General features: G+C 61.0%; 21 protein-coding genes and 1 pseudogene. 9 read left to right on the top strand and 13 right to left on the bottom strand.

Going from position 1 to position 23,644, the window contains the following annotated elements:
- The first annotated feature begins 121 nt into the window (after window positions 1-121).
- Window positions 122-1,084, top strand: coding sequence for a UDP-glucose 4-epimerase GalE (gene galE, locus DM813_RS19495; RefSeq protein ID WP_128324997.1), 963 nt, complete (start codon window positions 122-124; stop codon window positions 1,082-1,084).
- Between the two features lie 43 nt (window positions 1,085-1,127).
- Here the strand turns inward: galE and DM813_RS19490 are convergent, their stop codons facing one another.
- The 7 genes from DM813_RS19490 to DM813_RS19465 all read right to left on the bottom strand — a co-directional run bounded on the left by DM813_RS19490 (window position 1,128) and on the right by DM813_RS19465 (window position 8,624).
- Entirely contained in the window at window positions 1,128-1,934 is an 807-nt protein-coding gene (locus tag DM813_RS19490; protein ID WP_128324996.1) for a CpsD/CapB family tyrosine-protein kinase, read from the bottom strand.
- 11 nt (window positions 1,935-1,945) lie between these two features.
- Window positions 1,946-3,511 carry a GumC family protein gene (locus DM813_RS19485; protein WP_128324995.1) on the bottom strand — a complete coding sequence of 522 codons (1,566 nt, stop codon included), beginning with the start codon at window positions 3,509-3,511 and terminating at the stop codon, window positions 1,946-1,948.
- A gap of 19 nt (window positions 3,512-3,530) precedes the next feature.
- Window positions 3,531-4,646, bottom strand: a complete 1,116-nt coding sequence (locus DM813_RS19480) for a hypothetical protein (protein WP_128324994.1) — start codon at window positions 4,644-4,646, stop codon at window positions 3,531-3,533.
- Between the two features lie 26 nt (window positions 4,647-4,672).
- A complete protein-coding gene (locus DM813_RS19475; protein ID WP_128324993.1) occupies window positions 4,673-5,230 on the bottom strand; it encodes a polysaccharide biosynthesis/export family protein in 558 nt (185 codons plus the stop codon).
- A gap of 348 nt (window positions 5,231-5,578) precedes the next feature.
- On the bottom strand, window positions 5,579-5,755 hold the full coding sequence (gene eppA / locus DM813_RS28485; protein ID WP_164897266.1) for an EPS-associated small membrane protein EppA: 177 nt from the start codon (window positions 5,753-5,755) through the stop codon (window positions 5,579-5,581).
- A 508-nt stretch (window positions 5,756-6,263) separates the two neighbouring features.
- Window positions 6,264-7,382, bottom strand: coding sequence for a glycosyltransferase 61 family protein (locus DM813_RS19470; RefSeq protein ID WP_128324992.1), 1,119 nt, complete (start codon window positions 7,380-7,382; stop codon window positions 6,264-6,266).
- 75 nt (window positions 7,383-7,457) lie between these two features.
- Window positions 7,458-8,624 carry a hypothetical protein gene (locus tag DM813_RS19465; protein WP_128324991.1) on the bottom strand — a complete coding sequence of 389 codons (1,167 nt, stop codon included), beginning with the start codon at window positions 8,622-8,624 and terminating at the stop codon, window positions 7,458-7,460.
- 431 nt (window positions 8,625-9,055) lie between these two features.
- Here DM813_RS19465 and DM813_RS19460 point away from each other — a divergent pair, with 431 nt between their 5' ends.
- On the top strand, window positions 9,056-9,259 hold the full coding sequence (locus DM813_RS19460) for a hypothetical protein (protein ID WP_128324990.1): 204 nt from the start codon (window positions 9,056-9,058) through the stop codon (window positions 9,257-9,259).
- Window positions 9,260-9,350: 91 nt separating this feature from the next.
- On the opposite strand, the gene DM813_RS19455 is transcribed toward DM813_RS19460, so the two are convergent.
- Window positions 9,351-10,097, bottom strand: coding sequence for a sulfite exporter TauE/SafE family protein (locus DM813_RS19455; protein WP_128324989.1), 747 nt, complete (start codon window positions 10,095-10,097; stop codon window positions 9,351-9,353).
- A gap of 115 nt (window positions 10,098-10,212) precedes the next feature.
- Window positions 10,213-11,712 carry a DUF726 domain-containing protein gene (locus tag DM813_RS19450; RefSeq protein ID WP_128324988.1) on the bottom strand — a complete coding sequence of 500 codons (1,500 nt, stop codon included), beginning with the start codon at window positions 11,710-11,712 and terminating at the stop codon, window positions 10,213-10,215.
- 306 nt (window positions 11,713-12,018) lie between these two features.
- Between DM813_RS19450 and DM813_RS29045 the strand changes: the two are divergent.
- The 7 genes and pseudogenes from DM813_RS29045 to DM813_RS19420 all read left to right on the top strand — a co-directional run.
- Window positions 12,019-13,302: pseudogene (locus tag DM813_RS29045) on the top strand (HAMP domain-containing protein); the annotation flags it as partial.
- A gap of 102 nt (window positions 13,303-13,404) precedes the next feature.
- On the top strand, window positions 13,405-14,160 hold the full coding sequence (locus tag DM813_RS29040; protein WP_431311999.1) for a methyl-accepting chemotaxis protein: 756 nt from the start codon (window positions 13,405-13,407) through the stop codon (window positions 14,158-14,160).
- Window positions 14,161-14,639: 479 nt separating this feature from the next.
- Entirely contained in the window at window positions 14,640-15,209 is a 570-nt protein-coding gene (msuE, locus tag DM813_RS19440) for an FMN reductase (RefSeq protein WP_128324986.1), read from the top strand.
- A 14-nt stretch (window positions 15,210-15,223) separates the two neighbouring features.
- On the top strand, window positions 15,224-16,411 hold the full coding sequence (locus DM813_RS19435) for an acyl-CoA dehydrogenase family protein (protein WP_128325268.1): 1,188 nt from the start codon (window positions 15,224-15,226) through the stop codon (window positions 16,409-16,411).
- Window positions 16,412-16,420: 9 nt separating this feature from the next.
- Window positions 16,421-17,521: a sigma-54 interaction domain-containing protein gene (locus DM813_RS19430; RefSeq protein WP_128324985.1), complete on the top strand. Its 1,101-nt coding sequence runs from the start codon at window positions 16,421-16,423 to the stop codon at window positions 17,519-17,521.
- 59 nt (window positions 17,522-17,580) lie between these two features.
- The gene (gene ssuD, locus DM813_RS19425; RefSeq protein ID WP_128324984.1) at window positions 17,581-18,717 is read left to right on the top strand and encodes an FMNH2-dependent alkanesulfonate monooxygenase; all 1,137 of its coding nucleotides are present in this window, start codon (window positions 17,581-17,583) and stop codon (window positions 18,715-18,717) included.
- The gene (locus DM813_RS19420; RefSeq protein WP_128324983.1) at window positions 18,714-19,562 is read left to right on the top strand and encodes an amidohydrolase family protein; all 849 of its coding nucleotides are present in this window, start codon (window positions 18,714-18,716) and stop codon (window positions 19,560-19,562) included. Before ssuD ends, DM813_RS19420 begins: the two co-directional genes overlap by 4 nt.
- A 129-nt stretch (window positions 19,563-19,691) precedes the next feature.
- On the opposite strand, the gene DM813_RS19415 is transcribed toward DM813_RS19420, so the two are convergent.
- The 4 genes from DM813_RS19415 to DM813_RS19400 all read right to left on the bottom strand — a co-directional run bounded on the left by DM813_RS19415 (window position 19,692) and on the right by DM813_RS19400 (window position 23,638).
- Window positions 19,692-20,696, bottom strand: coding sequence for a methionine ABC transporter ATP-binding protein (locus tag DM813_RS19415; protein WP_128324982.1), 1,005 nt, complete (start codon window positions 20,694-20,696; stop codon window positions 19,692-19,694).
- Window positions 20,697-20,731: 35 nt separating this feature from the next.
- Entirely contained in the window at window positions 20,732-21,508 is a 777-nt protein-coding gene (locus DM813_RS19410) for a MetQ/NlpA family ABC transporter substrate-binding protein (RefSeq protein ID WP_128324981.1), read from the bottom strand.
- 94 nt (window positions 21,509-21,602) lie between these two features.
- The gene (locus tag DM813_RS19405) at window positions 21,603-22,268 is read right to left on the bottom strand and encodes a methionine ABC transporter permease (RefSeq protein ID WP_128324980.1); all 666 of its coding nucleotides are present in this window, start codon (window positions 22,266-22,268) and stop codon (window positions 21,603-21,605) included.
- Window positions 22,265-23,638 carry an LLM class flavin-dependent oxidoreductase gene (locus DM813_RS19400; RefSeq protein WP_128324979.1) on the bottom strand — a complete coding sequence of 458 codons (1,374 nt, stop codon included), beginning with the start codon at window positions 23,636-23,638 and terminating at the stop codon, window positions 22,265-22,267. The genes DM813_RS19405 and DM813_RS19400 overlap by 4 nt, the downstream gene beginning before the upstream one ends.
- Between the last annotated feature and the right edge of the window lie 6 nt (window positions 23,639-23,644).

Below are 23,644 nucleotides of genomic sequence, written 5' to 3'. Positions count from 1 at the left end.
ACAGTCACTGGAGGCCTGTGTCCTTAACGCCTGACTACATCGCACGGCAACCCGCTTTTTAGGGACGATTGCGCAGTCCTCGAGGCTGCGCCTGTACAACAACAGATTCCAGGAGGTTTGGATGAAGTTTCTGGTTGTCGGCGGTGCAGGCTACATCGGTTCGCACATGGTCAAGCACCTGCTCGGTGAAGGTCACGATGTAGTGGTGGCAGACATTGAACCTACGGCACCCAGGATCAAATGGGTGGGGCTCGACATCGCCGATGTGCGCGCCCTGGATGCGTTGTTTGCCGAGTGTCAGTTTGATGCGGTGTTCCACTTCGCCTCGTACATCCAGGTGAGCGAGTCGGTCAGCGACCCGGGCAAGTACTACCAGAACAACGTAGCGGCGACCCTGACACTGCTGCAGGCCATGGTCCGTGCCGGCATCCAACACCTGATCTTCTCATCCAGTGCGGCCGTGTACGGCGACCCGCAGTATGTGCCTATCGACGAAGCGCACCCCAAGGTACCGATCAACCCCTATGGGCGCAGCAAGTGGATGGTGGAGCAGATACTCGAGGATTTTGACCGTGCCTACGGGCTGAAGTCGGTGTGCTTACGCTACTTCAACGCCGCCGGTGCCGACCCTGACGGGCAACTGGGCGAATGCCACGAGCCGGAAACCCACCTGCTGCCGCTGATCCTGCAAGCCGCGGCGGGCCGCCGGGCCGCCATCACCGTATTTGGTCATGACTACAGCACGCCCGATGGCACCTGCATTCGTGACTATGTCCACGTTGCGGACCTGGTGTCGGCACATTCGCTGGCGGTGAACTACCTGCAGGCCGGCGGGGCCAGCACGGTGTTCAACCTCGGCAACGGCCAGGGCTTTTCCGTGCAGCAGGTGATCGACACCGCCTGCGCCGTCACCGGGCGTCAGATCAATATCAGCCTCGCGCCACGTCGTGCGGGAGACCCGCCAACGCTGGTAGCAGACGCCAGCAAGGCCAAAGCCGTTCTGGGCTGGCAACCGCAGCACGCATCACTGGAAGAAATCGTCACCCACGCCTGGCAGTGGGAACAGCAATACCCCTGGCACTAAGGCTTGCTGCCAAGCCCAGGCACCAGGGGTACTGCATTCGCATTCAGTAGTAGGAGCGCGTCTGCGGCTCCGCCTTGTTCAACACCGAACCGATCAGGTTGGCGGTCGCCAGGTGGTACAGGCAGTCTTCGATCTCTTTCTTGCTGTTCACTCCGTTGGCCACCACCAACAACACGCAGTCGAACTTGGGCAGTACGGTGATCGCGTCGTCGGAGCTCAGCAGCGGCGGCAAGTCGAAGATGCAGATCCGCGAGTCATAGCGCTCGCGCAGATCGCTGATCAGGTTGTTGACCTTGGGCGATGACAGCATCTCGGTGGACAGCGCAATCGGCTCGCGCGTGGGCAGCACGACAAAGCGCGGCAGTGTCGGGTTGACCAGGACCTCCTCCAGCCCGGCCTTGTTGGCGAGCAGTTCATTGAGCGACTTGTCCATCGGCAGCCCAAGGCTGCTGCCGACCCGCGGCCGACGCAAGTCAAAGTCCACCAGCAGCGCCGTCTTGGTCGTGTGGTGGGCAATACTCATCGCCAGGTTGATCGCCAACACCGTTTTGCCCGCCTCGGGCGTCGGCGAGGTGATCGCCAGTGTGCGCCAGCCGTTCTCTTCCATGGTCTGCAGCACCTGGGTGCGCAGCAAGTCAAAGGCCCAACTCATGTTCGAGTTTTTGTTGTACGCCACGATACGGTGGCGCTCAAGGTGCTCTGCCCGTAACGGCACGACCCGGGTGCGCACATAGTCGAATTGCCCCAGTGCTTCGGTCGGCTCAACCGAGGGCGCTACAAGCGGAGCCTCCGCAGAGCCGGGCGTAACCTGGTGAACATTTTTTCCAACAGCCGGCGTTATCCTGTCCATCGCTACTTTCCCTATTCAAACCGAGCCATAGCTTTAAACAGCAGAAGGTCCAAAGGCATGTAAAGCAGGTGTACCAGTACCAACAGGATAGCCGCCAGTACCACACCTGCGACAATCAGCAGCTTTCGCCACTTCTTGCGCTGTGCCAGTTCCGCTTGCGTTGTAATAAACGGAATGGCTACCAGTACCCGTTTACCCACCACGCTCTCCAGGGCACCCACACCGCGCACCCGCTGGTTGAGCATTTCAAGCAGCATCACCAATGCAGCGCCACCTGCCGGTGCCAGCACCATGCCCAGTGCGACGATTTTCTTGCGATTGGGTTTGACCGGTTTCTCCGGCATCAGCGGAGGCTCCAGCAGCACAAACCGCTCTGCCTTGTTTTCCTGCTCCAGGCTTTCGGTAATTTTCGCGCCCATTTCCTTGGCCCGAATTTCTTCATATTTCTTGCGCGCGTTGTCATGGTCACGCATCAAGGTCACCAGGCCACGCTCGACTTGCGGCGCCTCGAGAATCTCGGCCTCGTAGCCTTCCATCTTCTTCACCAGCTGGCGCTTCTGCTCGGCCAGTGAAGCAATACGTTCCTGCGCAGCACTGATGCGGGTGCGAACCCGCGCTACATCCAGGCTCACCGTCGAGGTGGTTGCGCCTTTGCCACCGGTGGCCTCAAGGGCCTGGATCTTGCGCTTGACCGCCACCACATCCGGGTGTGCTTCTTTATAGCGGGTCAACAGCTGTGCGTACTCGGCCTTGAGGCTGGGCAGGTCTTGCTGCTGCTCTGCTGGCGTTGGCCGGCTGCCGTCCGCTTTGGTGGCCAGGCCGGCATTGGCTGCCGACAATTCCAGCTCCATGTAGCGCAGCTCTTCCTGGGCCGCCTTGTAGTCACGGTCGACTTCCCTGAACTCCAGCTCCGAGCGCGACAGCATGCTCATGCGCAACGCCTGGTGTTCAGGCAAGGCATTGGCATGGGCTTGCTTGAAGTCGGCCAGCTGGTTTTCCAGGCTGGCCAGTTCGGCGCCGAGCTTGTTGGCCTCCTGGGTGAGAAACTCGGTGGTTTCGCTGGCCCGCTCGGTACGCTGCTTGAGGTTCTCGTTGAGAAACAAGGTGACCAGTTCGTTGGCGACGTCCTTGGCCACATCGGCACGCTTGTGCTCAAAGGACACATTGAAGGCAACGGTTGCCTCCCCGCGCCCTTTGACATAGGTGCTGAGGGTGGCAACCACGATGGCATTGCGCATCTGGTCGATCTTGTCGGACTCGCTGAAGCGCCTGCCCTTGTCGGCATACAAACCGTACTTGTCGATGATGCGCAACAGGTTGTCGCGGGTCATGACCCGCTGCCGGATCACCTCGATGCGCTCATCGGCGAAGCTGTTGTTGTTGGCTGACACCAGGTCCGGAGAAATCTGCTGCGACTCGACAAGAATGGTCCCCGTGGACTGATACAGCGGCGGCACCGTCACTGCCACCGCTACCGTCACCGCGAGTATCACCACGATACTGATCCCCAACAGCAGGGCCCGGTCCTTGATGATCGCGATGTAATCCTTGAGGGACAGCTCGTATTCAGATTTCATGGGGCCACCATGCCGAAAGTCAGAGGTCGGGGAATCTATAGGTCAGGGTCAGTCCAACGATTGTGCCTTCAGCATCCGGCAGGTCATCCTGCTGGCGTTCCTTGTACTGCAACGATAGGCGCAGATCGCAAAAAGGCGAAAATTCTCGACTGGCCCAGGCACCGTAGGTTTGCAAGGTATTCGGCGTTTGCCCCTTGCTGTCTTGCCATGCCGCATCGAGGCCGACACGGGTGAGCTCGGTGGCGGCGTAACTCCAGATACCGCGTACCGTGTCGATCTCGGCGAACCCGCCCTCTGCGCTGGCGACGGTGCTACGCTCGGCGCTCAGGCGCGCATCCGCGAGCTCACCGGTATAGCGCAGGGAGACCCCGCCTTCGCCGCGTTGGCCGCCATCGTCGCCAGAGACTTTGTTCACGCCCGCATGCACGTCGGTTTCCCAGCGCTCGGAGAGTTGGTACTTCACCCCCACAAGCGGTGTGTAGCTGTTGGATGCCGAGGCGGTGGTGTCGTCCTGCGGTTCATAACGCCGGGCACCGACGCCGGTGTAAAGCGTCGTACGCTCACTCCAGGCGTAGTTCCAGGTCAGGACCGTACCCAGCTCGTCGTAGCCGGTCAGGGTATTGATGTCGTAACGTGCATGGCTGTACGTGGTCTCGTTCTCCAACGTGCTGCGCTCGGTGATGGCGCTACTCCAGTTGGCCGTGAGCATCGACATCTTTTGCGTGCCATCGGTGGCGACCACCCCGGTATCCTGGACGGCACCGGACAAGGTCGAGCTTTCGATGTACTGGCCCTTGAGGCCAAAACGCCCGCGATCCGTCTCGCGCTGCCAGCCCAGCAACACACTAGGGTCTTCTCGGTCGTCAACAATTGACGTGTCGGATGAGCGCATCACCTGCACCCCCAGCCCCATTCGCAATTCGTCACGTCCATAGGTACCCACCAGACTGAAGTCGGGGGCGATGATCGTGCGCGTCACCCCCTTCTCTTGCGACGTCAACAGCAGTGGGTTGCTGTCGTACTCAACGGTCGTGGGTACAACAGCCGAAGACTGCCAAACGGCGGCCTGGGCCATGATCGGATACGGCAAACACAGAATTGCCGTTACAACACCGGTAGTTCTTATTAGAGGCACTAGAAGACTTAATAGTTAAAGTAGATTTAAGGTACGACCAGCGTATCGCCGGCCTGAAGTTGGATGTTGGTGGACATATCACGCCCGGAGACCAGATCCTTGTAATGCACGGGCAGTATCTCCTGACGGGCACCTTTTTGGCGAACCACTTTGATAGCGCCCTCGTCCGCAAACTTGTCCAGGCCGCCGGACATGCTCAATGCCTGCAGCACAGCGGTCGGGCCCGCCATCGGTACCGGGCCGGGCTTGATCACTTTGCCCTGTACATAGACGAGATTACCGGCCGTGCTGGTGATAACCACACTGACGTTCGGATCGGGAAGGAATTTTTCAAGTTTGGTGGCAACTTTCTGGGCAACGGCAGCGGCATCAAGGCCGCGCACATCGATCGAACCCGCCAGCGGGAAGGTAATAGTGCCATCGGGGAGTACAGTGGTTTCCTGGCGCAGGCTGTCTTCTTGCCAGACGGAAACCAGCACCCTGTCGCCAGGGCTGAGCACGTAAGACGCGCTACTTTCATTGGCGCTGCTCGTGGCGGACCAGACCAACAGCATGCAGAGCGCAGAAAATATTGAACGCTTCATGAGGTTCCCTCCGGCCTAGTAGCCATGCAAAGAGCACTAAATGAGAACAACACACAACCTCTCGCTCCGCTTCGCAGCCACTCCAACCGGCTGCGATGGCCCCGACCGTCCCGGGGGCCCGATTACCGCGACGCAACCCCGCCGCCCTGGCAACGTTGTTGCCCTGTGGCGGGGTCCACTGGAATATAGCAATGGCCTGAAAATTCACAAGGCACTGCCAGCGCCAGCGACGCGGAAATCAATACAGATGTAGCACACGCCAGGCACTGACAAACAATAGAGCGTGCGCCGGGCATCTTCAACAGCATCTTTGAACAATAAGGTTTTCGAAGAACTCAAAAACCTTGATTACACTTTGCGGCGATTGGCAACCGCCATGAAACCTACTACTGCAAACGCCAGCAGCCAACCCGCCGTGGCGTTAGGCACCACACTTGTCTTATTTACAAACGAGTCGGCAGCCCCCGCCGCACCGCTCATGAGCACAAACAGAAAAATGGACTTTATGAACAGTGTCGAGCGCATGATCCCCTCCAGCAAAGAGGATAAACAGCGTTGGAAGGCGGAAGGTTTTTGTCGTTTCTGATTTGAGCTTATGGGCACAGTGACACTACGTCAATGATCCGACACCATAATAAAAATCAATCGGAGGCGGTCGCCTCAGTCAAAATATCGTCAGCCACTGTTCACACTGCTTTCAACGGCTTCCCCAGGCACTCAATATCGCCAGGATGCAGCCTGAGCCGTGGTTCGGCAACTTGCCACGACTCGAGAAAATCTCTTGTTGTTCCAACCGCTTACATTTTGCACCGGGTTAAGCTGTAGCCATGACCGAGGTCGCGGGTGCACAACGTTGCGGGCTTTAACAAACACGCCAATGACGACCGCTGCATGCACTTTTTTCAGACCAACGGGCATGCAGCGGTGTACTCTGGCGATGCAGTTTCGACGATTGGATCCGTAAATGTGTTTCATGGTTGAGATACTAAATGCGACTCGTTCTGCTTCGCAAACCACTTATTGACACCACTTATCACCCAGGAAACAAGTCGAGCGTGCGCTCAACCTCTTCGATGTCGATCCTGAAACCATCGCCCTCGGGTATGCCGACTACGAAACCAAAATGCTGGTGGTCGCGATCGGTCAGGTACTTGTAGTAACTGACAAAGCGGTTGGGTGGCTGCAGCGTCAGCAATGAGCCCCCTGTCTGCAGCACATTCATGCCGTGGACCAGTTGGCTGCCTTCCACGCCTATCACCGTCCTGGCCCCGGCACAGGCCGCCACAATCGAGGGCACATCGGTGCGCAGCGGGTCGACAATGCGAAAGCCCCGGGTTTTGTGCAGGTGCTCGGCCAGTTCCAGTTCGTTGCGCAAAAAACGCAGATCGCCATCCCCGCCACGAAGCAGGAACACACCGGGATGCGCTGCATAGTTCACATGCGACAGCAGCTTTTCACCCATGGCGCGATAACGTAAATGCCGGCTGCGGTTGTTGCTCAAATCATCGAACAGCACCAGCTCACGGAAAAATGCACTGCGCAAACGGTACGGGTGCATATCGAGCCAGTCTTCATAGGCAGGTGCCTGGGTAAACAGGGGAAACCTGGCCGAAGGCGCCGTGGTTACCGGCACCCCTTCGTTGCAGGCCAGGGCGTAGGTCACGCAATCTTCCATCAACCAGGTGCCAAACCATGAATTGCCATTTTGTGTGCAATACACCGCTGCACGCCCGATTTCATTCTCCACGGCAATGCGTGGAAACGCACTGGGCTTCGACGATAACCAGTGGCTGGCATTGCCCTTGTACAGCGCCCCATCGACCAGCCACACGTCCTTGATCAGGTAACCGCGTGTAGGCCCCTGCTCAACGCTCAGGTGCCCTTCCATGGTACGTGCGGGGTGCACGTAAGGATAAAAGCGCTTCGCCTCCCAGCCCGTCACCCGCTCCAGTTGATGGGGTAGAAAGAACGCCGGCGGGGTGATCGTCGTTTCACCCGGGGCAATATCCCAGGTTTTGACCGCAAGACTTTTAACATTGATCTCGGCCTGGCGCACAAGCCGTTTTCGGGCCATGTGTTTATAAGCGGCAAGTGTCCACTTATTACGGCTGCCCGCACCTGAAGTGCTGAAGTTTGACATATCGCTTCCCATGAAGCGTCCTCCCTTTGTGGCAGGGTGAAAAGCCAGTTACCGCGCCACACTCAGTTCAGCGCGATGAGCTGCTGCTCAGTTGGATAAGATTCTTTCCATTGCAGGTGGGGACTGCAAACTTGCATAACGACCGCGCAAGTTTTCGAGAAATGCCTCGCCCGAACTTTTAGCACCATACAGGTATATCTTGTGTAACCCACCAAATACCATTTCATGATAACGACTGGCGAGCTCCTCATCACTCGGCCCCTCTGGCAGGCCCAGATGAAGTGTTAACTTATCACCCTCAACTGCAAACAACGGCGTATCCCAGAGAAACTTGGCAACCCCTCTTTTCGGCAAGCGAACAAACATATAAGAGTGATTACCCAGCGAATCGACATCGCCGCCGCGCCTTCTCTTCCACTTCAACAAGCCGTCATCCGGGCGCGCCAGACACAGGCCGATATCGTAATAGTCAAAGCCGTTTTCCAACGCCCATTCAAGTGCCATGAACGTGGTGATCGAGTTTACTTCGCGCAACTTCTTGGCATCCGAGAACACCGCCTCGCAATAGCCGAAACGCAGCGTGCTCCAGTAACGCTTTTCGCCGCGGGTTATTTCGCACCCCAGGTGGCAGGCAACCACTTCGTCGCCAAGCATGATCAGGTCGAGGCGGCCGACCGTCTTGGCGATTCGAAACACTTCGTCGCTGGGAAACTGCGCCGCATGGATGCCCTGCCGTGCCGTGGCGTATGGCCGCAACAGGTCCTTGTCGGCCATTGCAATCTCTTCGTCCGACAACGTCCGTCGCATGCTGTACAGCGGCCGGTTCTTGCGGATACTGCGGCGCAACTCGCTGTCGTAGCGCGCGGTGATGTCCTCGAGGGAGCGTCCCAGCGGCACCACCGCACTGAGGTAATGGGGCACATTCAGCGACCCCGAGGTGGGCATTTCGCTGATCACCACCACCTGGCTCGCCGCGTCAGGTTTTGCCTGCCGGTCGACCACCGGGATTTGCGCCTGGAGCTTGTCCTGTGATTTGCCGCCAATGAGCAGCTTGGCCATCTCCCGCTGCTGCTTGCGGCCAATGTAGAGAAATTCGTAGGGGCTTTCCTGCTGCAGCTTGAAACGGGCGACCTCCCACCGCCAGAAACACGCCCGTGCGAGGAAGTCGCGTAACTTGCTTGAAACGTTTCTTATCTCGTAACGCATGGACGGCGATATGAGTTTGCGGACCACCACTGCCAAGTTCTCTTTCATTTCTTCTTCGACGTCCTTTGATGTTGTCTGTGGGCAGAGCAGAAAAAGACCCTGATGAAACCTTAAAGCGCGTCTAAAGCCTTGATAGATAAGATATAGCTGATACAGTGGCACCTTCACATTCAGTAACAATTAAAGATGCAAGGTAGCGTCTTTGCAAGGGCAAGTTGATGGCACCCACTGTAGGTTTTATGGCGCCAATTTTCCACCCGCACTGACAATCCTGAAGTACCACGCGCTATAACGTAATACCCGTTTTATTACCACTCGTCGCAAATAAAGCTTCGCCAGACAATTACCTTAATGTCTGGCTTGGCGCTTGCACATGCGGCCTCAGCAGCCCCGTAAAGACGTAATTCTGACGCGGCAGCGGTCATTATTATTGTTTGCGGGAGCCGATGAGGCGCCTGATCAGTTATCGGAGATGTAACGTGTCAACGCTCAACGAAATCGCCATGAACCACGCGAAAATGGTCAACAGGCTGGCGCAGGAATCGATCACACTGGAACAACGCCAGCCGCTTGTCGTGGGTGGTTTCGAGGTTTCATCGCTGGAGTCGCCTCAGCCACTGCCGCTGCCGTTCCTCATCGATGTACCAGACAGAAGCGTTGAGCTGATCGGCGCAACGGCCTGATAACACCGCTGCGTTGCATCGCCTTGGGCGTTTGCCTGGGGGCATGACGGTAGGTGGCGCGACCGTCATGCCAGTAAACGCCCTGTTGCGGTTATCGCACGCCCACCAGCGTCGGCACCGATGCGATCAGCATCGCCACACCCGACAGCGTCAACAAACCGAGCACGATCCGCCGGAACGCCAGTTCGCTGATCCCCACATACACCCGCGTGCCGAGCAAGGTTGGCAGCAGCATCGCTGGCGCCACCACGCCGAACATCGGCAGCATCTCCCGCGTCACCAGCCCTGCGCCCAGGTAGGTGAGCATCGTCACCATCAGCATCGACAGGTTGAAGTTCTGAATGACTGCGCGCTGGGTGTCACGATCGAAGCCGCGCAAGGTGCACCACAGCGTCGGCACCGTCCCGGTAAACCCGCCTATCCCGCCCAGTACGCCACCGGCCAGCCCCACCGCCCCATCGGCCAGACGCCCGCCCTGCAACCGAGGCAAGCGTGGCGCCATCAACATCAACGGGCACCAGAGCACCAGCAATGTGCCGAACACCGCCTTGAACCAGAGCATGTCCAGGTAAGGCAGCACCCAGACCCCCATCGGAATACCCGCCAGGCCGCCCAGTACAAAAGGCCACAGCAACGGCCAACGAAAACCGCGACGCATGCTGAACGCCGCAATCAACTGCCCGGTCAGGCCGCCGAATACCGTCAATGTCGCGGCGACCTGAGGTTCGAGGCTCCAGGCCCAGAACGACATCGCAACCATGCCAAAGGCAAAACCGGAAAGGCCCTGGACGAAGCCCGCGACAATGGCGCCCAGGGCGATGAGGTAGAGAGGCTCCATCGGTACAGCATCCTTACGGAAAGAGGCGTGGGGACAGACAGCCGAATCGTACGATATCGCGCGTCACTGTGCCGCCCCGTTTCTTGCTATTGGCAAGCGAGAGGCCGCGGACTGTCTAGATCAGGTACTCGTCACCCAGTTGCAGGCGCGCGTAATGCACCACGGCGATAGCGGGAATCAACGCCGAGTACCCCGGTTTGATCGCCGTGCCGAGGTTGGTCAGCACCCGCGAGGCCTGCTTTTCCAGGCTACGGAGCCGCTCGACAGCGCTTTGCCAGTAAGTGTGCAGGGTATCGGCAAAAGCGATGTCGGACGCTATCGCGCCCTGCTCCACCGGCAGCGACTCAAGTGCCTTGTCTGCTTCCCCCGCCAACTGAAAGCACTGGCCAAGGGTAAGACGCTTGGCCAGTGCGTCAACGGCAGCAAGGTAGTCACTTTGCGACAACGCCTTGACCTCCTCGAGGGTCGCGCTCGCCAAGGGATGCCCCTCGGGAAATGCATGCTGGAACACATGGTTGAGCAGCACGGCTTCGTACTCGTGCACCTTGGCGCAGTGGTGCAGCGTTGAGCCGAGGCCATAATGTTCGGCCAGCATCATGAGGACTTTCGAATAACGCAGGCCATTGCCCCTGGCAAAATTTGCCAGGAAATGCCCGGACACCGACTGCAATTCGCGGGTGAACGCCAACGCACGGTCAGCTTCGCCATCGTTTATCGATGTCCAGCTGCTGCTTTTAAGGTGCGTGATTGCCGCCTCGAGCAAACCGCTATTGGATGACGAAAGCACCTCGTAAAGATGGATATCCTTCTTGGCGAAATCATTCTCCGGGCGCAACCCGAGGCTCGTGCCTGGGTCGGCCAGCACAGAGAACTCAGCCTTCTGCATGACGTCCCGCAACTTGGGCCAATAGTCAGAGTGATCAAACTTCTCCATGTGCACATTATCGAAGAACTTGACCTCATTGCGCCCCAGGCAGGTTTCGTCAGCGTTCAACAGCAGAACGCCGTCGGCCTTGGAATAGGCATTGATCAAGCGCCCGTCGATCCGATGCAACATGGCGGCGGCATCGGTCGATGAAACTTCAACAGCAGCAGCCATCAGCAGTACGTTGTCGATTTGCGGCGACAAGCCGGCCTGCATCAATGGCTGGTTTCGCAGCGCCGTCACCACGACTCGCCCGCCAAGTGAATGGCCAATCAGATTGACCCGGGTAACGTCGGGATGGTGCTGGCTGAGGTAGTCGCGAAGTTGCTCGAACAGCACCCCGCCCATTTCTTCGGCCCTGTTACGGATCGCTGCGAAGTGGACGACGCGGTCTGCAGCCAACGCAACTAACGAGGCCGCAATATGCACACGCGTGGCGGCAAGAATGAGCTTCTTGGTGGTGGCGTTAATACGGGTGAAATGGCTGGACTCCCAGAAGGCGAAGATATTCAACTGGGCATGTAGCTCGTGGGGAATACTGCAAGACAATGCCTGGCGATCATCCAGGTCGTGCCCTGCCGAATATCCATGAATGAACAGGTTGGCTTCTGTGGCTTGAACAGCTCGTTGAGTGGAAAACTTGAATCGCCGGTTACTGGCTTCGCCCCTCGATTGTTGCTGCTTTGCCACGCTGACGCTCCCTACGTTCTACAACGGTCATTAGCCGGTTAATGATTCAGTACGAGACAGTTTGTCGCAAAATTTGACGCTTAACCTACCCGCCTACGCCCCAAAAGGCCCATAGGTTTTAATTAACCCATTGAAACTTAAGCGCTTTGGTCGGTGTGGCGTGAAATGTGCTGGAAAATGATATCAGGTAGCCAGCAGCCCTGTCTGTGCCACCCGATTCACCTAGCCGCCGGGTCCTGTCGACTTCCTTAACATGCGCACATCGTCGGACCTCAACCCGCTCTCTTCCGCACAAGGACCGCTTCAATGCCTCTCAACCGGCTTTCCATCCAGTGGAAAATCACCCTGCTGACCGGCCTCTGCCTGTTGGCCATCGTTGCCATGCTCATCTGCATCTCGCTCTACCGCATGGGGGTGGGTACCACGCTGGTCAAGGCAAGCAGTGCGCAGATGCTTGAGGCCTCGGCGCGCGAACGCATGCAAGGGGAAGGCAAGGTGCAGGCATTGACCATCCAGCGCTACTTCATGGCGGCCTACCAGGACGGCCTGAACCTGTCCCGCGAAGTGCTGCGCCAGCGCAGCCAGCTGCACAAGCTCAATGCGGGCGGGCAAGCGCTGCGGGACGCACTCAACCAGCAGGTCAAAGAGACGCTGCAGGCCAACCCGCAACTGCTCAGCCTGTACCTGGTGTTCGAGCCCGATCAATTGAGCGGCGACGATGCCAGTTTTGTCGGGCGCGCCGAATCGGGCAGCAACGAACGTGGCCGCTTTGCCACCTACTGGGCGCAGCGTGGTGGCAGCCTGAGCACCCTGGCGGTGACCGAGGACATGATCAGCGACGCCACGCCGATGCTCGACGGCAGCCCGTTCAACACCTGGTTCAACTGCCCGAAACAACGCCTCAAGCCGTGCTTGCTGAACCCGTACTTCGATGACGCCTCGGGGCAGAAAACCCTGATCACTACCCTGACCTTTCCGGTCATCGACAACGGTCGCCTGATCGCGGTGGTCGGCATGGACATCAGCCTCAGCAACCTCCAGCAATTGGCAACCTCCGGCAGCCAGGGCCTTTATCAAGGCCAAGGCGCAATCAGCATTATCAGCCCGGCCGGGTTGCTGGCCGGCCACAGCAGCGATGCCGGCCTGCTTGGGCAAAGCCTGTCCAAAGCGTACGCCGCCAACGCTGAACAGCTGCTGGAACTGCAACGTCAGGGCAAGGACCATGAAGGCCAGGCCAACGGTTACCTGCAGGTGCTGACAGCGCTGCAACCAATTGCCGACGCCCAGCCCTGGGGCGTGCTACTGAACGTACCGATGACCACTCTGCTGGCGCCAGCCATGGCCTTGCAAAGCGATCTTGACCAGCGCAATGCCCAGGGCACCTGGCTGGAACTGCTGCTCGGTGTCGCCGCCGCAATCGTTGGCCTGCTGCTGGTGTGGTTGACCGCGCGCGGCGTAACCCGGCCGATCCTCGGGGTGGCCAGCATGCTCAAGGACATCGCCAGCGGTGAAGGCGACCTGACCCGGCGCCTGGACTACGCGCGCAAGGACGAACTGGGTGAGCTGGCCGGCTGGTTCAACCGTTTCCTCGACAAGCTGCAACCGGTGATCGCCGACGTCAAACGCTCGGTACAGGATGCCCGCGGCACCGCCGACCAGGCTGCGGCCATTGCCAGCCAGACCAGCGCCGGCATGCACCAGCAATACCGTGAAGTGGACCAGGTGGCCACCGCTTCCAACGAAATGAGCGCCACTGCTCAGGATGTCGCGCGCAGCGCAGCACAGGCCGCCGATGCCGCCCGTGGTGCCGACCTCGCCACCCGTGAAGGCCTTACGGTAATTGGCCGTACCACCAGCGCCATCGATGCCCTGGCGCTCGACATGAGCAGCGCCATGACCCAGGTCGAAGGCCTGGCGGCCAACAGCGAACAGATCGGCTCGGTGCTGGAAGTGATCCGCAGCATTGCCGAGCAGACCAACCTGCTCGCCCTCAATGCCGCCATCGAGGCGGCGCGGGCCGGTGAAGCCGGACGTGGCTTTGCCGTGGTCGCCGACGAGGTGCGCAACCTGGCCAGGCGCACCCAGGACTCGGTAGAGGAAATCCGTCAGGTCATCGAAGGCCTGCAACGCGGTACCCGCGACGTGGTCAGCTCGATGAACAACAGTTACCAGCAGGCACAAGGCAGCGTCGAGCAGGTCGAGCAGGCAGTTGCCGCCTTGCGCCAGATCGGTGAATCGGTGTCGGTCATCACCGACATGAACCTGCAGATTGCCAGTGCTGCCGAAGAGCAAAGTGCGGTGGCCGAAGAGATCAACAGCAACGTGGCAACCATCCGCGATGTCACCGAATCCCTCTCGGGGCAGGCCGAAGAGTCAGCCCAGGTGAGCCAGGCACTGAACCGACTGGCCAATCATCAGCAGGGGTTGATGCAGCAATTTCGCGTTTAGCCGGTGGAGCGGTATTTGCACGGAGCCCCCAACACACCATCACGATGGGGGCTTGGCCATGACACGTTCAGAGACTTATTTCCTGGCTTGTGTAGCGGCGTTTGTGGTTGTGATTGATTTGTGGGCATTCACCACCATTCTTTGAGCGGGTGTATTTCCCCGATAGTGGGTGACCCCATCGCGGATGAATCCGCTCCTGCACCCACCATCCTTATATTCCGTTCAATTATTAATATATCGTTATTAATAATTTGACGGAATATACCCTCTCCCCTTAAAAAGCACCCATCGCCTCGCGCTGTTCACCGGCCAACACCCGAACAACTGTTTGCCAGGCAACAACAGACCAACACTTGCGGCGCTCAGGCAACACGACAACTGTCGCTAAAAATCAGTAAACCATTGTTTTTAAAGTAATTTAAAAACTGGAACGGCTCTTGCTCCACTCAGGCAAACCACTGCGCCAAGGAACTTGAATCATGAGCACTGCTTTCAACATCGTCGCTGTTTCCGGTGGGGCCTGGCGCCCTTCCCGTACCCTGGTCCTGACCGAGGCGCTGATCACTGCCCTCGGCCAGCATCTGGACTTCAGTGTCCGGGTCATCGAACTGGGCGACATTGCCCGGCCGGTGGGCGGCGCCCTGTCGCGCAGCGAGCTGCCTGCCGAGGTGGAAGCCGAGCTGCTGGCAATCGAACAGGCCGACCTGCTGATCGTCGCCGCACCGGTCTACCGCGGTTCGTACCCCGGGCAGTTCAAGCACCTGTTCGACCTGATCGGCCAGGACGCGCTGATCGATACACCGGTGCTGCTGGCCGCCACCGGTGGCAGCGAGCGCCACGCGCTGGTCATCGATCATCAACTGCGCCCGCTGTTCAGTTTCTTCCAGGCCCTGACCCTGCCCATCGGCGTGTACGGTGCCCAGGCCGATTTCGAGGACTACCAGATCACCAGTCCGGCGCTGAAGGCACGCATAGCCCTGGCCGCCGAACGCGCCGCCGCAACGCTGTCGGGTGTCACCAGCGCCAGCCCGCTGCGCAAGATCGCCTGAGGCAGACCATGAACATGAGCCTGCCTTCGCGCAACACCGTGCAAACCCCACTGCAAATCGCGCGTGAACTGGCCGCCCAGTTCGCCGAAACCGCCATCGAGCGCGACGCCCGTGGCGGTACGCCCAAGGCCGAACGTGATGCCCTGCGCGCCAGTGGGCTGCTCGGCCTGATGATCCCGACGCAGTACGGCGGCCTGGGTGCCAGCTGGAGCGAAACCTTCGAGGTGGTGCGCCAGTTCGCACGGGTCGACAGTTCCATCGCCCATGTCTTTGGCTTCCAGCACCTGATGCTGGCCACCGTGCGCCTGTTCTCCCGCCCCGAGCAATGGCAGCCCTGGTACGAACTGACGGCGCGCAAACACTGGTTCTGGGGCAACGCCCTCAACCCGCTGGACACCCGCACCGTGGTCAAGCACTTCGATGGCTGGTGCGAGTTCTCGGGTAAAAAGAGCTTCTGCTCCGGCGCCAGCGATTCAGAAATGCTGATCGCCTCTGCGGTCGATGAAAGTGCCGGCGGCAAACTGCTGATCGCCGCCATCCCCAGCGGACGCACCGGCATCACCCTGCACGGCGACTGGAACAACATTGGCCAGCGCCAGACCGACAGTGGCAGCGCCACCTTCGAACGGGTGCGGGTCGAACACAGCGAGCTGCTGCTCGATCCCGGCCCGTTGAGTACACCGTTCGCCTGCCTGCGGCCACTGATTGCGCAGCTGCATTTCGCCAACATGTTCCTCGGCATCACCGAAGGCGCGTTCGAAGAGGCGCGCCAGTACACCCTCAACGAAAGCCGCCCCTGGTTCCGTTCCACGGCCCGGCACAGCGGCGAAGACCCCCACGTGCTGCGTCACTACGGCGAGTTCTGGGTGGGCCTGGAAAGCGTGCGCCTGCTGGTCGAGCGCGCGGCCGAACTGCTCGACCGTGCCTGGGCCAAGGAGCAGGCCCTGGGCGCCGAGGAACGCGCGCAACTGGCGCTGGCCATCGGCACCGCAAAAGTCGCCGCCAGCCGCCATGGCCTGGATATCTGCAACCGCCTGTTCGAAGTCACCGGCGCGCGCGCCACCCATGCTTCACTGCGCTTCGACCGGCACTGGCGCAACTTGCGCACCCAGACCCTGCACGACCCGGTGGATTACCGCATCCACGAACTGGGCGAATGGGCGCTGAACGGTACGCGCCCTACCCCGACCTTCTACTCATAAGGCCCGTCCATGCAACTGCTGACCCTGCCCCCGTCCCCGTCCCTGGCCACCTCGATCCGCGCCACTGCCCAGGTCTTCGAAGACCCGCACTCGCAGGCGCTGCTGGCCCACCTGCAACAGGTCGCGCCGAGCGAGGCCAGTGTGCTGATCATCGGCGAGACCGGGACCGGCAAGGAGCTGGTGGCACGGCACATCCACAACCTCAGTGACCGGCGCAATGGCCCGTTCATGGCGGTCAACTGCGGCGCGTTCTCCGAGTCGCTGGTGGAGGCCGAGCTGTTCGGTCACGAGAAAGGCGCTTTTACCGGTGCCCTGGCGGCCAAGGCTGGCTGGTTTGAAGAAGCCAACGGCGGCACGCTGTTCCTCGACGAAATCGGTGACCTGCCGATGCCGATCCAGGTCAAGCTGCTGCGGGTGCTGCAGGAACGCGAAGTGGTGCGCCTCGGTTCGCGCAAAAGCATCCCGATCAATGTGCGGGTGCTGGCGGCAACCAACGTTCATCTGGAAAAAGCCATCAACGCCGGGCATTTTCGCGAAGACCTGTACTACCGCCTCAACGTGGTCAGTTTGCAGTTGCACCCGCTGCGCGAACGCCCGGGCGACATCCTGCCGCTGGCCCGGCATTTCATTGCCGAGTACAGCCGGCGCCTGGGCTATGCCGACGTCAGCCTTAGCGAAGAAGCGCGCCAGCGCCTGGCGGGCTACGACTGGCCGGGCAATATCCGTGAGCTGGAAAACGTCATTCACCACACCCTGCTGATCTGCCGCAACCAGGTCATCCGCGCCGAAGACCTGCACCTGTCCAACCTGCGTATCGGCCGCGAAGCCAGCAGCCGGGCGCGCGAGGAAAGCGCAGACGAACTGTTGCAGCGCGCCCTGCTGCGCCTGTTCGAAGAACAAGGCGAAGGGCTGCACGAAAAGGTAGAGGACGCCCTGCTGCGCGCGGCGTACCGCTTCTGTCACCACAACCAGGTCCACACCGCGCAGCTGCTGGGCCTGTCACGCAACATCACCCGCACTCACCTGATCCGCATCGGCGAACTGGTGGTCAACAAGCGCCGTGCCGCCCCTGGCGGTTTTGATGGCCGGGTGATCAACCTGTCGATCTGAACATTTAGAAAACCACTGCCGCGCGTGCCCCTTTTGACGATGGCAATGAGGATGCTTTTATGAGTCTCGATATTTTCTGGTTCCTGCCGACTTCCGGCGACACCCGCTACCTGGGCCATTCGGCCAGTGGCCGACCGGCGACCAACGCCTACATGCGCCAGATCGCCGTAGCGGCCGACCAGCTTGGCTATGATGGCCTGCTGATTCCTACCGGCGCCAGTTGCCTGGACCCGTGGGTCACTGCCGCCAGCCTGGTGCCGGTTACCCAGCGGATCAAACTGCTGGTGGCCCTGCGTACCTCGCTGGGCAACCCCACCGCCTCGGCACGTCAGGCCGCCACGCTCGACCAGGCCAGCAACGGACGCCTGCTGCTCAACGTAGTGCCCGGCGGCGACGCAACCGAACTGGCCGCCGATGGCGTGTTCCTCAAGCATGACGAACGCTATGAAGCGTCGGACGAATTCCTCACCATCTGGCGCCGCCTGCTGACCGGCGAGACCGTCGACTTCGAGGGCAAGCACCTGAAAGTCGAGGGTGCACAGAACTTCTTCCCGCCAGTGCAACAGCCGTACCCACCGCTGTACTTCGGCGGCTCGTCGCCGGCGGCGCATGAACTGGCAGCCAAACACGTGGATGCCTACCTGACCTGGGGCGAGCCGCCTGCCGCCGTCGCCGAGAAAATTGCCGACGTGCGTGCCCGCGCCGAGCGCCATGGCCGCAGCGTACGTTTTGGTGTGCGCCTGCACGTGATCGTGCGCGAGACCAACGAAGCGGCCTGGGCCGCTGCCGACGAACTGATCAGCCACCTGGACGAAGACACCATCGCCGCGGCCCAGGCCAACTACGCCAAGATGGACTCCGAAGGCCAGCGGCGCATGGCCGCGCTGCATGGCGGCGATCGCAACAAACTGGAAGTGGCGCCGAACCTCTGGGCCGGTGTCGGCCTGGTGCGCGGCGGTGCCGGTACGGCGCTGGTGGGTGATCCGCAGACCGTGGCCGCACGCCTGCTCGAATACGCTGACCTGGGCGTCGACAGCTTTGTGCTGTCCGGCTACCCGCACCTGGAAGAAGCCTACCGTTTTGCCGAGCTGGTGTTTCCGCTGCTGCCAGGCAAAGGCAAGGTCACCGTCGACGGTGCCTTCACTGGCGGCGCATTTGATGTGCGTGCCAACAAGGGCAAGGAGCAGGCGGCATGAAAATCATCGACCTGCGCTGCCGCCCGGCATTTCTCCATCCGTTCTTCGGCGGGGTGCCGGGTTCGCCCGAGCATGCCACCACCCGTTGGCTCAACCGCCGTGTCGGCACCCGCGGCGCGGACAACCATTTCGAACGCTCACTGACCCAGGAAGGCTTTCTTGGCGAAGTTCGCGAGGCGGGCCTGTACAAGGCGGTGGTGGTAGGCCGCCATACGCCTGCCCAGCACCTGCCCAACGACCTGATCCACAGTGTGGTGAACGGCCATGCCGAGCTGGTTGGCGTCGGTGCGGTGGAGCCGGTGATGCAGGGTGTGGAAGGTGCACTGGCGGAAATTGACCGGGCGATTGATGTGCTCGGCCTGGCCGCCATCGACCTTGAACCCGGCTTCGCCGAACCGGCGCGACATGCCGACGATCCGCTGTACTGGCCGATCTACGCACACCTGCAAGCACGTGGTGTGGCGCTGTTCGTCATGAGCGGCCCGACCACCCCGGACCCGGCCTATAACGATCCGGGGCGCCTGGCCGCTGTGGCCCGCGCGTTTCCTGAGCTGAAGATCGTCGTCAGCCATGGCTACTGGCCGAATGTGCAGCAGGCGATTGGCGTGGCCTTCCGTTACGAGAACATTCACCTGCTGCCGGACATGTATCTGTTCCAGGCCGGCAGTGAAGCCTACGTGCAGGCGGCCAACGGCTTTCTCGCCGACCAGTTGCTATTCGGCTCGTCGTACACCTTCAGGCCGATCCGCCAGAGCATTGAAGATGCACAGCGGTTGGGACTGCGCGATGAGGTGCTGGAGAAATTCTTTTACGGCAATGCGGCGCGGATCTTGAACATCGAGTGATGCCCTTGGTGGCAGGCCAGCCCTGCTGCGCAACTCTTCGCGGATAAATCCGCTCCTACAGGCCGGTGTGATCGTGTAGGAGCGGATTTACCGGGACGCCGGACCGCCGCGATGCAGAGTCACGTCAGACTAGCGAACCCGCGCCACCCGGTCAGCCAGGCCTTCTACCCGTTGCAAATCCCCACCTCGCACCGCCACGCGCAAGCGCCCCAGGGCGCGGCCTTGAATCCGTTCGACCCCGCCTTGCACCAGGCGCAACCCCGGCAGCAGAGCTGACAGCGCTGCCAAATCCGGTTCCAGGCCGCGCTCACCGGTAAAGTGCAAATCCACCAGCACTTCATCCTCAGCCGCAGGCCCTGCTTCCTGCACATGCTCCGAGCCCGCCAGCAAAATCCGGCTCACCTCGTGACGTGGATCACCAAACACCCGCCACACCTCGCCCTGCTCGACCACCCGCCCACGCTCGAGCACCGCCACGCGGTGGCAAAGGTCGCGGATCACTTCCATCTCATGGGTGATCAAGACAATGGTCAGGCCCAGCCGGCGGTTGATGTCGCGCAGCAATTGCAGGATCGACTGGGTGCTTTCCGGGTCCAGCGCCGAGGTAGCTTCGTCGCACAGCAGAATCTGCGGTTCCAGCACCAGCGCGCGGGCAATGCCGACCCGCTGCTTCTGCCCGCCGGACAACTGCGCCGGATACGCCGCACGGCGCTCTACCAGTCCCACCAGTTGCAGCAGTTCATCCACCCGCCGCGCCCGCTCCGCTGCCGGCACACCGGCCATGCGCAGCGGCAGTTCGATGTTTTCGGCCACCGTACGGGTGACCATCAGGTTGAAGTGCTGGAAGATCATCGCCACCTGGCGACGCAACGGTTGCAGTTGCGCCCCGGTAAGCTCGCCGATGTCCGCGCCGTTGATCAGCACCTGCCCTTCAGTGGGGGTTTCCAGGCGGTTGATCAGGCGCAATAGCGACGACTTGCCAGCGCCGCTGCGACCGATGATGCCGAAGATTTCGCCGCGCTGAACCTGCAGGTCGATGCCCTGCAGTGCGGTGAGTTCGCCGTAGCGTTTGCCAATGCCGCGCAGTTGCAGGGGCACGGCACTGGCAAGGAGTTCCTGGGAAAAGTGCGTCACGTTGGCAATGCCCCGTCAGGTAGAAACAACAATGATCAGAACCCTGGCGCAATCTGCCCTTTGTAACGGGTCAGGATGAAGTTGCGCACTTCAGGCGTATTCAACGCTTTGGCCAGCTTCTGGATGCCCGGGTCCTGGAGGTTGTCGGGACGGGCCACGAGGTACTCTACGTAGAGGTCTTTGCCCTTCTCGACGATCAGCGCGCTGTTGGTATCGATACCGGCTTCCAGCGCGTAGTTGGCGAAGACGAAGGCCAGGTCCACCTGATTCACCGCGCGGGCCAGCAGCGCACCTTCCAGTTCACGGATTTTCAGGCGCTTGGGGTTTTCGGCGATGTCGCGCTGGGTCGCCAGGGTGTTGCTCGGGTCCTTGAGTTTGATCAGCCCGGCTTCGTGCAGCAGCACCAGGGCACGACCGGTGTTCACCGGGTCATTGGGAATGGCAACACTGGCACCGTCAGGCAGGTCCTTGAGGTTTTTGATCCTGGTGGAGTACGCACCGAACGGCTCGATGTGCACGCCGACCACCGGCACCAGGTCGGTGTGGCGGGTCTTGTTGTAGTCATCGAGGAACGGCCGGTACTGATAGTAGTTGGCGTCGAGGTTTTTCTCTGCCAGTTGCTGGTTGGGCTGGATGAAGTCGGTGAAGACTTTGATGTCGAGGTCCACGCCCTCCTTGGCCAGTACCGGTTTGACGAACTCGAGGATTTCCGCGTGGGGCACCGGGGTGGCGCCGACGGTGAGCTTTTCGTTGGCATGCGCCGAGAGGCTGATGATCGCGGCGGCCAATACCGCCAGAGACTGCTTGAACATGGTCTGACTCCTGAATAAGGGTTGGCCGTCGTCTGGCGAACGTGGGGCCGGCGCGGCAGCGAATCCCGGCTGCCGCAGGCGGGTAACGGAACATTCAGCGGCGGGTGAAGTACCGCACCAGGCGGTCGCCGCTCATTTGCAAGGCCTGCACCAGCACGATCAGCAGCAGCACGGTGACCACCATCACATCGGTCTGGAAGCGCTGGTAACCAAAGCGGATTGCCAGGTCGCCCAGGCCACCACCACCGATCACCCCGGCCATGGCGGTGTAATCCACCAGCACGATGGCCGTCACGGTAACGGCGGCAATCAGCCCGGTACGCGACTCCGGCAACAGCGTGTAGCGGATGATCTGCCAGGTGCTGCCGCCCATGGCCTGGCTGGCCTCGACCAGTCCGCGGTCGACTTCACGCAACGCGGCTTCCACCAGCCGGGCGAAGAACGGCGTACAGCCCACCACCAACGGTGGAATGGTGCCGCGCACCCCCAGCGATGTGCCGGTGAGCAACGTCGTCACTGGAATCAGCACGATCAGCAGGATGATGAACGGCAGCGAACGCAGGACGTTGGCCACCACCGACAGGCAGCGGTACAGCACCGGGCTGGACAACAGCTGACGCTGCCCGGTGAGGTACAGCAGTACCCCCAGCGGCAGCCCGAGCAGCACGGTGAACGCCAGCGCCGCGCCGAGCATGCTCAGGGTCTCGAGGCTGGCCTGGCCGACTTCGAACCAGTCCAGGTTGACCAGCCATTCGTTCATTCGCCGGCCCTCCGTCGCAGGGCCGACACAGGGTGCGGTGCGCGCAGGCGGTCTCCCTGGCCGAACAGCTTGTGGCGCAAGGTGCCCTCGGTGTACTCGCGCTTGAACAGGCCGCGCGCCTGCAACTCCGGCACCAGCAGGTCAACCACGGCGACGAAGGTCTCCGGCGCCACCACGCTGGCCAGGTTGAAGCCATCGACGCCGGTTTCTTCGACCCATTCCTGCAACTGGTCGGCCACCGTTTTCGCCGAGCCCACCAGCACCGGGCCATCGCCGCCAATCGCGCAGTAGTCGGCGATTTCGGCGGTGGTCCAGGTACGGGTGGGGTCGGCGCGGGTGAAGGCGTCCACCGCCGACTGGATGGCATCGCTCGGCACTTCGCGCAGCACCTGGTCCGGGTCGTAACGGGAGAAGTCGATACCGGTCCAGCCCGACATCAGGGTCAGCGCGCCACTGGCGCTGGCGTATTCGCGGTACTCGCGCAGCCGGGTCAGGGCGGCCTCATCGGTTTCAGCGACGATCACCGTCAGCTGTTCGAGGATGACGATATCGTCCGCCGCACGTCCGGCGGCGACGGCAGCAGCGCGGAACTCGTCCACCTGCTTTTTCAGTACGGCCTTGCTCGGCGCGGCAACGAACACGCACTCCGCATTGGCGGCGGCGAACGCCCGGCCACGGCTGGAGGCGCCCGCCTGATACAGCACCGGGGTGCGCTGCGGCGACGGCTCGCACAGGTGAAAACCCGGCACTTTGAAGTAAGTGCCCTCATGTTCGATGCCGTGCACCTTGGCCGGATCGGCGTAGACGCCGCTGTCGCGGTCGGCGCGCACCGCGTCTTCGTCCCAGCTGCTTTCCCAGAGTTTGTAGCACACCTGCAGGTATTCCTCGGCCAGGGCATAGCGCTGGTCGTGGGACAACTGTTCGCGCTGCCCGAGGTTGCGCGCACCGCTGCTCAGGTATGAGGTGACGATGTTCCAGCCAGCACGCCCCTGGGTCAGGTGATCGAGGGTCGACATGCGCCGGGCGAACGGGAACGGGTGCTCGAACGACACCGAGGCGGTGACGCCAAACCCCAGGTGTTCGGTAGCGGCGGCCATGGCCGGCACCAGCTGCAACGGGTCATTGACCGGCACCTGGGTGCCATTGCTCAGGGCCGCGTCGGCGTTGCCGCCATACACGTCATACACCCCCAGCACGTCGGCAATGAACAGGCCGTCGATACGGCCGCGCTCCAGGGTTTTGGCCAGCTCGACCCAGTAGTGAATGTCGGTGTAACGCCGCGACTGGTCGCGCGGGTGCCGCCACAGGCCGGGCGACAGGTGCCCGACGGTGTTCATGGCGAAGGCGTTGAGGCGAATGTGCTTGGACATGGCCAT

This window comes from Pseudomonas alkylphenolica, assembly GCF_004025535.1.
Classification (GTDB): Bacteria; Pseudomonadota; Gammaproteobacteria; order Pseudomonadales; family Pseudomonadaceae; genus Aquipseudomonas; species Aquipseudomonas alkylphenolica_A.
This window is presented reverse-complemented; position numbering and strand designations above follow the sequence as displayed.

What these genes read in the sequence shown, in the direction of transcription:
- eppA (WP_164897266.1), bottom strand. Translation starts at nt 5,755, where the DNA reads ATGCGCTCGACACTGTTCATAAAGTCCATTTTTCTGTTTGTGCTCATG.
- DM813_RS19470 (WP_128324992.1), bottom strand. Translation starts at nt 7,382, where the DNA reads ATGGGAAGCGATATGTCAAACTTCAGCACTTCAGGTGCGGGCAGCCGT.
- DM813_RS19410 (WP_128324981.1), bottom strand. Translation starts at nt 21,508, where the DNA reads ATGTTCAAGCAGTCTCTGGCGGTATTGGCCGCCGCGATCATCAGCCTC.
- ssuD (WP_128324984.1), top strand. Translation starts at nt 17,581, where the DNA reads ATGAGTCTCGATATTTTCTGGTTCCTGCCGACTTCCGGCGACACCCGC.
- DM813_RS19475 (WP_128324993.1), bottom strand. Translation starts at nt 5,230, where the DNA reads ATGAAGCGTTCAATATTTTCTGCGCTCTGCATGCTGTTGGTCTGGTCC.
- DM813_RS19420 (WP_128324983.1), top strand. Translation starts at nt 18,714, where the DNA reads ATGAAAATCATCGACCTGCGCTGCCGCCCGGCATTTCTCCATCCGTTC.
- msuE (WP_128324986.1), top strand. Translation starts at nt 14,640, where the DNA reads ATGAGCACTGCTTTCAACATCGTCGCTGTTTCCGGTGGGGCCTGGCGC.
- DM813_RS19490 (WP_128324996.1), bottom strand. Translation starts at nt 1,934, where the DNA reads ATGGACAGGATAACGCCGGCTGTTGGAAAAAATGTTCACCAGGTTACG.
- DM813_RS19455 (WP_128324989.1), bottom strand. Translation starts at nt 10,097, where the DNA reads ATGGAGCCTCTCTACCTCATCGCCCTGGGCGCCATTGTCGCGGGCTTC.
- DM813_RS19485 (WP_128324995.1), bottom strand. Translation starts at nt 3,511, where the DNA reads ATGAAATCTGAATACGAGCTGTCCCTCAAGGATTACATCGCGATCATC.
- DM813_RS19435 (WP_128325268.1), top strand. Translation starts at nt 15,224, where the DNA reads ATGAGCCTGCCTTCGCGCAACACCGTGCAAACCCCACTGCAAATCGCG.
- DM813_RS19400 (WP_128324979.1), bottom strand. Translation starts at nt 23,638, where the DNA reads ATGTCCAAGCACATTCGCCTCAACGCCTTCGCCATGAACACCGTCGGG.
- DM813_RS19465 (WP_128324991.1), bottom strand. Translation starts at nt 8,624, where the DNA reads ATGAAAGAGAACTTGGCAGTGGTGGTCCGCAAACTCATATCGCCGTCC.
- DM813_RS19430 (WP_128324985.1), top strand. Translation starts at nt 16,421, where the DNA reads ATGCAACTGCTGACCCTGCCCCCGTCCCCGTCCCTGGCCACCTCGATC.
- galE (WP_128324997.1), top strand. Translation starts at nt 122, where the DNA reads ATGAAGTTTCTGGTTGTCGGCGGTGCAGGCTACATCGGTTCGCACATG.
- DM813_RS19405 (WP_128324980.1), bottom strand. Translation starts at nt 22,268, where the DNA reads ATGAACGAATGGCTGGTCAACCTGGACTGGTTCGAAGTCGGCCAGGCC.
- DM813_RS29040 (WP_431311999.1), top strand. Translation starts at nt 13,405, where the DNA reads ATGCACCAGCAATACCGTGAAGTGGACCAGGTGGCCACCGCTTCCAAC.